Genomic DNA, 9,385 nt, shown 5'->3' with positions numbered 1-9,385 from the left:
ACATACTATAATCACTACAGATACCAATGGAATTTAAAAAGGATGACCCCTGTGCAATACAGAGATCATCTTCTTCAATCTGCCTAGACTTTTTTTAAAATGTCCTTTACACGGGGTACAGTTTAAATAACGATGGTCCAATCTTTTTTATTCATCTCAGTAGAGCGAACCCTCTTCCAAGGTACAAAAAAGAGCATGATGATGACGGAAATAAACAATCTGTACATCCCAGCCACAGAAGTAGGTGTATCTGAAAATTTTATCAGGATGGAAGAGATCGAAACGGACAATATACTGATAATTAACAAAATAAACGGATGAAATAGTAAAGGTGATTTATTTGAATTAACCACAGTTCCTCCAGCATGTAGAGACAATCCCTGTGCACAGAATTGTATGATAAGCCTTAGCTGGATATAATAATATCATCACCGACATCTATTTTGTGCAATTAAATCTTTGATTTATATCGAAATATCGTCTAATACGGAGGTGCACTTTGAAAAAACAATTACACGAAACCATTCAGTATCCTGACGATGCATTTCCATACATCATGTATACGCATACCAATCATGGATCGATTCCTAAAGGCAGAGGCGTTAACGATCTACATTGGCATGAAGAACTACAAATTACTTTAGTGACCAAGGGGAAACTAACGATACAAGTCAACGGAATCAATTATGATTTAGAAACGGGTCAGGCCATCTTTATTAATAAGAGCGTTCTTCACATTGTTACAAACCTTAACCAAGATGGTGAATATGTTAGTTTTAACTTCCCAGAAAAGTTGCTCGCCTTTTATTCAGATAGTGCCATGGAAAAAAAATATGTACTTCCGTATACCAAATCTTTCTTGTTAAGTTTAGAAATCAAAGGGGATATGGAATGGCATAATCAAATTCTACAAATTCTTTGGGATATGAAAAAGGAATTTGAATCGAAAAAAAGCTGGGGATGGGAGTATGAGGTTTCCATTAAAACGGTTCAGTTATGGTTAATTCTTATATCAAATTTTTCTCTATCCTCAGAGGAGTCGTCTAAATACAACAGACTCCAACAAGAGCGGCTGCAATTGATGCTTAGCTTTATTCACCAAAACTATTCTAACCATTTGACATTGAAGGAAATAGCTGATGTAGCGCATTTAAGTGTATCGGAGTGCACGCGCGGTTTTAAAAAAAGCATCCATATGACTCCGTATTTCTACTTGGTTACCTATCGTATAAAAAAAAGCTGCGAGTTGTTACTATCAACTGACTATACAATAACTGAAATCGCACTGCGAGTTGGTTTCAATAATGCCAATCACTTTATTCAGTCTTTTAAAAAGCATCATAACCTAACTCCTAAGGAGTTCAGAAAAATTAGAAATGAACAGACTTATACAATTGAAAAAGAGTGACGGGAATCACAAGTTTGGCAGGTGATCATCAAAGACTTGTAAAATCCAAGTCAATAAACGGAATATCATTGATTAAATTATTGATATTAAACGTTAATGCTTCTTTATTATAATCATTCCAATTAACAAAGTTCCCCATATCAAGACTACGGTATTTAAGACCAATAATGATAGCTTGCCTTAAATTAATAAATAACGGAATAGTTTCTAGTGAACTACGGCTAAATGTATTTTCCTTGGTGTATCCTTGAAAAAAGTTTGAATAAAAACGTTTTGATATTGCTTTTCTAGTTTTTACGAATCACTGTCTCTTGATAATGATTGAATTTGACTTATATATAACTCAAGTTTCTTTTGAAGCATCTCATTAGGTACATATTTTTGAAATTCTGTAATAGCTGGATTGTCATTCCAATCATACCTTTTTTGAATAGGAGAAAACTTTTTAGATAGCTTATGCATCTTACCGGTAAACCTCCCAATTCGTTCATAAAATATATCACTTTCGACGCAGATTTCAGCCCTTCTGCCTGGAGCGAATTCAAAGGCAGTCACTAAAAAAGAGTTTTCAACATTTTCAATAACTTCAACATATTCACCTTGATTAGAAAGTAAAGCTTTCGATACCGTCATTCCGGAATCCGCTAGATATGAAATAAACTCAATCTCAGCAAGAGTCATATCCTTACTCCTATGTGAGCTATGAGCAATCCTTAATATTACTTCTATAGATTTACGTTTCCCTAAAAACACAAAATTTTGAAAACCGTCAAGTTCTATAGTATCTGCAAAGTTAATGCCAAACCGACCTGCTGCCTCTAAAAAAATTCTTTTGTAAATTTATCTTTAATAGAACTTTCTATATGAATCTCCTCCAAATAAATAATTCCGGAGCATGTATATTTCATACCCATATTAAATAATAGCAAATTAATAATGAACTGCTTGATAAAAAATGATTGAAAATAATTATTACTAAATTATCCAATTACTTGAATGGACAAAAAAAGAGCCGCCGCAAGGCAAGCCCTTCTCTATCCCTCTATTTCTGTAAAAAGCGATCACGATACTGACCTGGCGTCGTTCCCTCCAACTTGCGGAAATAACGAATGAAATTGGCAGGCGTATTATACTTCAACTTCTCTGCTATCTCGGAAATTTTTGAATTACTCTCATTAAAATAAGGGTCGTAAATACAATTAGAATAATGGCACATACAGCGAGCTCGAAATCCGAAGCGCATCACCATGCTCATTTCAAGTTATAGATAACGTTATGCTATCATCCTATACCTTGGAAATATTCGAAATATATTCGATTAGCGTTATGGCATAGCGTTATTTACCATATTTGAAAGGACGGCGATTCTCATGAAGAGATATGTATCGATGCTGGGAAATTACTTGCTCTATGTGATGGTCATCATTTTAGTCATCTGCCTCTACAATATCGTCATTGATCCTGTATTAGGATGGGGGCAGTTCGGACAAGGAAAAAACATCCCCATCCAGGTATTCATGGTACTTGTAGTTACGATCGTTCTTTCCGCAATTGTTTATGCCATTAAATATCGGATTTTGAAACAGACACCGGTGAACTTTTGGAGTCTTAGCAGCTTTTCGCCAATCAAACTGAGCTTTTCGATTCACATGATAACAATGGGGCTGGCGTTCACTATATTGAATGCTGCCTCCATGAAACTACTTCTTTCCTACAACCTTCCAACGTTCAATGATTTTACAGAAGAATATTTCGCCTCTGTTCCTTTCGTTTACATGATACTTTCCTCTGTTCTCACCACTGCACTTGAGCTGATCCTGTTCATCGGTATCATGTTCAACGAAGCCCGGAAACAGGTTCCCGTATTCTGGCCAATTCTAGTCATCGCTTTGATTATTGCGGCGTTGCAGCCGGGTGGAATCGCGATGCAGCTTCTGGGTGCAGCGTTAGGATTCATTTATGGATCCATCTATGTACGTCTTTCATCCATATGGTCGATACTGCTGATTGGGATCGTGTTTAACATTAGTCTGTTCGTCATGAAAAAAATCGGTTGGCTTGATTCCATGGCGAACATGTCGGAATTCGCTTTAATACTGCTTGCGGCAGTCATGGCACTCTATCTCATCTTTAGCACCCTTTGGTACTGGAGAAAACCTAAAGAGGCAGCTTAATCTTAAAAAAGCGACCGATCCACTAGGATCGGCCGCTACTTATCAAATATTATTTATAGCTTTGCAACATCGTTTCCAGGTATTCCTCAATGGGAAGCGACTTCCGCAGCGCCAACAAGTTATTACCTGCCTCACCAATGACCGTCCGGAATTGTTTGCTTTCTCCGATTGCTTGAGCCGCGATGGCATCGACGATGATTTGCGGATCATCCAAATTGCTGCTATCCGTACTATTCATCAACGTGGTAATTTTATTCATTAGGTCGTCATAAGCCGTGATACTCTCGATATTCAACGGTTTGAGCTCGTAATACAGCCCTTCCGTCAAGCCTTCTAGTGCAAATTTAGACATGTTATACAAGGAGCCAAGTGGAACTGCCGTTGTGAATCCCATGAAAGATCGTCTCTTCCAAAGCCAATTCCAGCGCGCCATAGACACCCATTCCTGCGTTGTTGACGACGACGTCGATTAAGGTCATCGTTGCTTTCTGAATTTATGTACTTCTAATATCAATTCTATTGAACAAAAAGCCACCGTTAAAATACCAATAAAAGACAAAATATTGAGCATGCATCTAACTGTAATATAAGCGATTGGCATGCTATCAAAGAGATTTTGTATTGTACTTTTGGCAATAGAATTATTTAACAAAAGAAGTACAACTCCCGCAAATACTCCGTAGAGCAAATTTTTTTTATGATCCATAAGAAGCTCCTTTTAACATGATGATCACCTTTTATTTTGTCCCACCCATATTTAGGGATTAATACCATTTTATATCGCATACATCAGATTGTATACTTTTATAATAACAGCTGACGCATACTCCTCCTCTAAAAAGCCATTGACAGACAATGGCTTTTTAGAGGAGGGGTATTTAATTGACTGATACAGTCATTCAATAAAAGGAGGTCAAATAATATGTCCACCTCAAAGAATTTTCCCAATAAGCAAGGCATGTTTCTCCAATACGAGATCCTATCGAGTGACCGAACACGGATTGGGTACAAATCGATCGGCAAGGGTCCTGGGATCATACTTGTCCATGCTGCATTAAGGGATTCTAATGACTATACCCGCTTAGCGATTGCGCTCTCTCACTCTTTTACCGTTCACCTCATGGATCGAAGAGGCAGGGGCTTGAGTGGTCCTCAGGGTTTAGAGTATGCTATGAATAAAGAATGTGAAGATGTTCAAGCCATCCGCGAAGCGACAGGCGCCGACTATTTGATTGGACATAGTTATGGTGGGCTTGTCTCTCTGGAACTGGCTAGAATGGACGCTTCATTCACCAAAGTAGCTTTGTACGAACCTGGCGTGCTGATTAATCCGATGGACGATGCTTGGATGCTGCGTTATGAGCAGGCGATGCTCAAGAATGATCGACTTGGCGCATTTGCACATTTCGTGAGAGAGATGGGCCATACCCCTTTAACGCGGTTCCCCTATTGGTATGCCAAACTCATCTTGAGGCTCATGGTACGCGGAGACCATTGGCGTAAAACCGCTCAATTACTTCAGCAAAATTTACTTGAGCATCGTGAAGTGCAGCGGTTCTCTTCTTCTTATCCGAATTACAACAGTATCCATGCGGATGTATTGTTGATTCAAGGGGGCAAGAGCTCAGATTCTACGAAAGAAATGATGAATGAATTAAACCGAACAATTGCCCGATCGACATTGGAAACTGTGAACAAACTGGACCATTTCGGTCCTGAGAATGACGGCGGGCCTGACCAAATCGTGAACCTGCTCACCCACTTTTTTCATATTCCCAAAGGAGTTTAACTACATGCCGCGCTTAAAGGAAGATCAACTTCAAAAAATTTACGAAGAACGCAAACAGCAGATTACGTCGGCTGCAGTCAAAGTTTTTGCCCAGCGCGGCCTTCCTGGTACGAAAATTAGCATGATAACCGCAGAAGCAGGCGTGAGCCACGGGCTGTTCTACCATTATTTTAAAACGAAAGAAGAACTATTCACCTCTCTAGTCCGCGAAGCAGTTGAAACATCGATGCAAGAAATGGACAATTTGAGCCAATTGACGGGATCTCCGATCGAAAAAATAAAAATCTTCACACAAGGCATGCTCGATGAGAGCGGCGCTCCGTATTTTATGCTGCTCCATCGGGCACGGAATTTTGAAGAGGTTCCTGAAGAAGTCAGCCAACTAATTCAAAAATACCCTGTAGATGTCTACGTCAAACGTTTGCTTCCCTTGTTTGAGGAAGGGCAACAAAAAGGGGAAGTCGTGGATGGGGATCTAGAGGAATTGATCGCAAGCTACTTGACAATCCTTTCCGGTGTGATGGTTTTAGGCAACGGATATGTGACTCCCCAAGTGGATACGCTGTTGAGATTTGTTGAAAAGAGATGATAGAAACATCGTCAAACATCGTCAAGGCCTAATCCCTCACTAGCATATTGCTATCTAACGATTGGCAAAACAACTTCTACCATCGTTCCTTTCCCAACTTCACTTTCGATTCGCAAAGTCCCATTATGATTTTGGATGATTCTCATTGAAACCATTAATCCTAACCCTGTTCCTGTTTCTTTTGTAGTAAAAAATGGATTTCCAATCTTGGTTATTTCTTCTTGCGGGATTCCATAACCCTTATCTTTAATTCGAATATATATTTTATCGTTCATTTGATTGGCCTGTATGGACACTTCTCCACCTTTAGGCATGGATTCAACGGCATTCTTTAAAACATTGATAAATACTTGATTGATACTGCGTTGGCACTGAATGAATGATAAATTGTCATCTAACTCTATCTTTATTTGAACGTTATGTAGGTTTGCTTGTCCTTCAAATAATCTGGTAACGTGATTTAATATATGAACCAAGTCCCTTAATTCAAATGCCTCATTTGAAGGTTTCGCTAACACTAAAAGCTCACTTACAATTTCATTGATGCGATCAATTTCTGATAACATGACTTCATTACGTAATTTCTTTGTACCATCCATATCTTCTTTCACATACATTTGCATAAAACCTCGTAAACTGGTCAAAGGATTTCTAATTTCATGGGCAATCCCAGCTGCAAGTTCGCCAACTAAGGAAAGTTTCTCTGATCTGCGGATTAATTCTTCGGAATGTATCCGTTCTGTTATATCACGCCCCATACTGATAACATGTTGAACATCTCCAGCAGCATTTCTAATTTTTTTGGAGTGTGATTCTTGCCAAATATAATGGCCATTTTTATGCCGAAGACGATATATAAATATTCTGCTATCCGAATGATCGGAATTACCTCGCCGTAACCAGCCACCGTTCATATCATCTGGATGCCAATAATCATAGGCATATTTTCCGATAAGTTCATCTGGAGCATATCCGATCTGGTGGCGGATAGCTGGCGAGGCATATGAGATCATTCCGTCTGGAGTTAAACGCAAAATAACGTCCTGTGAATGTTCAGAAATAAGGTTGTGCAGTTCTTCAATCTTCTTGAACTCTTCTTCCTTCTCTTTTTGTTCGGTTATATCTACAATTTGACAAATGAATATGTCATTACCCTTAATTCCCTGTTCATTCCTTTCTGTAGTAACATTTAGAAGCCCCCACAATAGACTCCCCGATTTATGAACATACCTTTTTTCTATGTGATAACCATCTATTTCGCCCTGCACCAATTTACGCCATATTTCCAGATCAGCTTCTACATCTTCAGGATGGCTGACAGCCGTAACAACGAGATTTATGAATTCACTTTCGCTATATCCTAGCATTTTGCATAGAGATGGATTCGTCTGTAAAAAACTTCCGTCACAAGATATCAAAGCCATTCCAATTGAAGATTTCTCAAATGCACGAAAAAAAAGACTATGGTCATTGAAATGAGATAACATCTGGGTCCTCCGATTAAGCAGTTACATTACAAGGAATTGCAATGCTTTTGCATTMATTCTATCACTTGATAAGGTAACATTAAACTTCCGGCACTTTAATAAACAAAAAAGGACCTGCCGCGAAGCAAGCCCCAAACAAAGTACTGCACTTTACCCTTTACGCTTTTGAAAATCTATCATGAACTCAGCGAGATCTTTACAAGCTTGATAAGGAACAGCATTGTGCTTGGTTCAGGACCTCAAGAGGAAGAGCTGCCGGAGCCGGATTGAAGTTGTTAATACGATACATTGTTACGAACCTCCTTTAATTTGTGAAAACGCAAAAACGCCCCTCGTCTTATTGGGACGAGGAGCGTTTGCTCGCGGTGCCACCCAACTTGATCGAACATAGCTGTTCGATCCTCTTGGTTCCGCGATAACGGTCGTGACCGGCTAACTTAGGAACATCATTTGCATGATGCTCTTGACGGAAACGCCTCCGAGTTGGATTCTCATCATAGGCACAATTCGTGTATTGATTTTTATTCAGTTAAACCTACCACAGGTATTTTGTCAACTAGCATAACGACGACATCTAATATATTCATTTCAGTTAAGTCTTCTTTTAAACGTCACTTATTTATTACTTAGTTGTTCCGCTAAACCTATTAGAATTCCTTCATTTCCACGAATATAGCAGAGCCGATACGAGTTCTCGTACTGAACCACTTCGCCAACAAGCTGAGCACCATGCTTAGTGACGAGTCTGGATACCATTTCGTCAATGTCTTCAACAGCGAACATGACGCGTAGATAACCGAGGGCATTTACAGGAGCAGTTCGGTGATCTGATATCGTAGGTGGGGTGAGAAATCGCGAAAGTTCAATTCGGCTGTGGCCATCTGGGGTAACCATCATAGCAATCTCTACATACTGTGAACCCAGCCCGGTTACGCGACCAGCCCATTCACCTTCGATAGTAGCTCGCCCTTCGAGCTTCAAGCCAATCTCTTCGAAGAAAGAGATTGCGTCATCAAGGGATTCTACAACGATGCCAACATTGTCCATTCTTAGTAATTTGTTTTTTTCCATAGTTTTATCTCCTTATGTGTACAAATTTATTTCCTGATCATCTTCATATTTATTCTATCAATATTACCAATTCCCTCCGAATAATTAAATTCCCAGATTTATATATCGTTGATTTGAGCAGTTGCATTACCTCTGTTTTTCATATTTTATGATAATGAGATTAGAATTTTCAGTTTCGTGTATAATTTCTATACTTGAACCTGATAACAATTTCACTGCAAATTTGTTGTTTTCCATATCACTATAGTCTTGAATTGTACCTTTTTCTTTTAGCTTGTTTAACTCTTCCTGATAGAAGGATTTAAAATCACGTTCATCTACATAGGTCAAATAAAACGGAGAACAAACATTTTGTTTTCCTTTAAATACAGTTCTTTTAGGAAGAGGAATTGCCATGTTTATAAGTTCATCTTCATATTCACATTCAAATATTTTACTTGGGAACAAATAACTTTTTACATAGTCATTATAGTTTACATTCCAAAAGTAACATTGAATAATAATAAAAATGGGTATCGAGATCATCAAGATAATTGATGGAACTTTTTTACTTTTGGTCTCAAGATGGCAACACTTTCTGGATTCAGCCGGATTTTGCACAGCCTCTAGGGGCTGAGCCAATCAATCAACGGCTCCATCTATTGAAGGACGTAAGGCTCTATCTGTTTCCAACAATGCCTTTCCCAACCTTCGGGGTGCTATCGGCTCAAACTGTAGATGCATTCGAACAATGGACAGATACGCAAAGCGAACGGTGGTACCATCTTCATACTTGGGCCGGAGATATGTGGGTGCAGCCGGATAAGCCGCTCGTTGCTAGATTCTAAAGCTTGACTATGAAATTTATATTTGATACAACGAAGCTAC

At 38.9% G+C, this 9,385-nt stretch carries 12 protein-coding genes and 1 pseudogene; 6 read left to right on the top strand and 7 right to left on the bottom strand.

All coding sequences use genetic code 11. The annotated features are described in order from the left end of the window. Positions 1-87: IS3 family transposase (locus tag AB4114_RS33545; RefSeq protein WP_441992305.1), on the top strand; the 87-nt coding region annotated here is incomplete at its 5' end. Positions 88-499: 412 nt separating this feature from the next. Then, positions 500-1,408, top strand: coding sequence for a helix-turn-helix domain-containing protein (locus tag AB4114_RS33540; protein ID WP_441992303.1), 909 nt, complete (start codon positions 500-502; stop codon positions 1,406-1,408). Positions 1,409-1,702: 294 nt separating this feature from the next. On the opposite strand, the gene AB4114_RS33535 is transcribed toward AB4114_RS33540, so the two are convergent. Next, on the bottom strand, positions 1,703-2,161 hold the full coding sequence (locus tag AB4114_RS33535) for a phosphotransferase (RefSeq protein ID WP_441992302.1): 459 nt from the start codon (positions 2,159-2,161) through the stop codon (positions 1,703-1,705). Between the two features lie 289 nt (positions 2,162-2,450). Continuing rightward, positions 2,451-2,582, bottom strand: a pseudogene (locus AB4114_RS33530) (helix-turn-helix domain-containing protein); the annotation flags it as partial. Positions 2,583-2,778: 196 nt separating this feature from the next. On the opposite strand from AB4114_RS33530, the gene AB4114_RS33525 reads away from it, so the two are divergent. Next, positions 2,779-3,582, top strand: coding sequence for a hypothetical protein (locus AB4114_RS33525; RefSeq protein ID WP_441992301.1), 804 nt, complete (start codon positions 2,779-2,781; stop codon positions 3,580-3,582). Between the two features lie 49 nt (positions 3,583-3,631). On the opposite strand, the gene AB4114_RS33520 is transcribed toward AB4114_RS33525, so the two are convergent. Continuing rightward, entirely contained in the window at positions 3,632-3,976 is a 345-nt protein-coding gene (locus AB4114_RS33520) for a hypothetical protein (protein WP_441992300.1), read from the bottom strand. Positions 3,977-4,057: 81 nt separating this feature from the next. Further along, the gene (locus AB4114_RS33515) at positions 4,058-4,288 is read right to left on the bottom strand and encodes a hypothetical protein (protein WP_441992299.1); all 231 of its coding nucleotides are present in this window, start codon (positions 4,286-4,288) and stop codon (positions 4,058-4,060) included. A 216-nt stretch (positions 4,289-4,504) separates the two neighbouring features. Here AB4114_RS33515 and AB4114_RS33510 point away from each other — a divergent pair, with 216 nt between their 5' ends. Both AB4114_RS33510 and AB4114_RS33505 read left to right on the top strand, forming a co-directional pair. Further along, positions 4,505-5,371 (top strand): alpha/beta fold hydrolase, encoded by an 867-nt coding sequence (locus tag AB4114_RS33510; RefSeq protein ID WP_441992298.1) that lies wholly within the window; start codon positions 4,505-4,507, stop codon positions 5,369-5,371. 4 nt (positions 5,372-5,375) lie between these two features. Further along, on the top strand, positions 5,376-5,960 hold the full coding sequence (locus AB4114_RS33505) for a TetR/AcrR family transcriptional regulator (protein ID WP_441992297.1): 585 nt from the start codon (positions 5,376-5,378) through the stop codon (positions 5,958-5,960). 50 nt (positions 5,961-6,010) lie between these two features. On the opposite strand, the gene AB4114_RS33500 is transcribed toward AB4114_RS33505, so the two are convergent. The 3 genes from AB4114_RS33500 to AB4114_RS33490 form a co-directional block, all read right to left on the bottom strand. Beyond that, positions 6,011-7,447, bottom strand: coding sequence for a PAS domain S-box protein (locus AB4114_RS33500; protein WP_441992296.1), 1,437 nt, complete (start codon positions 7,445-7,447; stop codon positions 6,011-6,013). Positions 7,448-8,062: 615 nt separating this feature from the next. After that, entirely contained in the window at positions 8,063-8,518 is a 456-nt protein-coding gene (locus AB4114_RS33495) for a VOC family protein (protein WP_441992295.1), read from the bottom strand. 126 nt (positions 8,519-8,644) lie between these two features. Next, positions 8,645-8,914 carry a hypothetical protein gene (locus AB4114_RS33490; protein WP_441992294.1) on the bottom strand — a complete coding sequence of 90 codons (270 nt, stop codon included), beginning with the start codon at positions 8,912-8,914 and terminating at the stop codon, positions 8,645-8,647. Positions 8,915-9,054: 140 nt separating this feature from the next. Between AB4114_RS33490 and AB4114_RS33485 the strand changes: the two genes are divergently transcribed. After that, positions 9,055-9,345, top strand: a complete 291-nt coding sequence (locus AB4114_RS33485; protein WP_441992293.1) for a hypothetical protein — start codon at positions 9,055-9,057, stop codon at positions 9,343-9,345. The last annotated feature ends 40 nt before the right edge of the window (positions 9,346-9,385 follow it).

Origin of the sequence: Paenibacillus sp. 2RAB27, from assembly GCF_052115445.1 — a bacterium.
Taxonomy (GTDB): Bacteria; Bacillota; Bacilli; order Paenibacillales; family NBRC-103111; genus Paenibacillus_E.
Note: the sequence above shows the minus strand (reverse complement) of the source record. Positions and strands in the feature narration are given on the sequence as shown.

Bases quoted from the DNA above. Each gene is read 5' to 3' on its own strand.
- AB4114_RS33485 (WP_441992293.1), top strand. From the start codon at position 9,055: ATGGAACTTTTTTACTTTTGGTCTCAAGATGGCAACACTTTCTGGATT.
- AB4114_RS33525 (WP_441992301.1), top strand. From the start codon at position 2,779: ATGAAGAGATATGTATCGATGCTGGGAAATTACTTGCTCTATGTGATG.
- AB4114_RS33495 (WP_441992295.1), bottom strand. From the start codon at position 8,518: ATGGAAAAAAACAAATTACTAAGAATGGACAATGTTGGCATCGTTGTA.
- AB4114_RS33490 (WP_441992294.1), bottom strand. From the start codon at position 8,914: ATGGCAATTCCTCTTCCTAAAAGAACTGTATTTAAAGGAAAACAAAAT.
- AB4114_RS33505 (WP_441992297.1), top strand. From the start codon at position 5,376: ATGCCGCGCTTAAAGGAAGATCAACTTCAAAAAATTTACGAAGAACGC.
- AB4114_RS33510 (WP_441992298.1), top strand. From the start codon at position 4,505: ATGTCCACCTCAAAGAATTTTCCCAATAAGCAAGGCATGTTTCTCCAA.
- AB4114_RS33520 (WP_441992300.1), bottom strand. From the start codon at position 3,976: ATGGGATTCACAACGGCAGTTCCACTTGGCTCCTTGTATAACATGTCT.
- AB4114_RS33500 (WP_441992296.1), bottom strand. From the start codon at position 7,447: ATGTTATCTCATTTCAATGACCATAGTCTTTTTTTTCGTGCATTTGAG.
- AB4114_RS33515 (WP_441992299.1), bottom strand. From the start codon at position 4,288: ATGGATCATAAAAAAAATTTGCTCTACGGAGTATTTGCGGGAGTTGTA.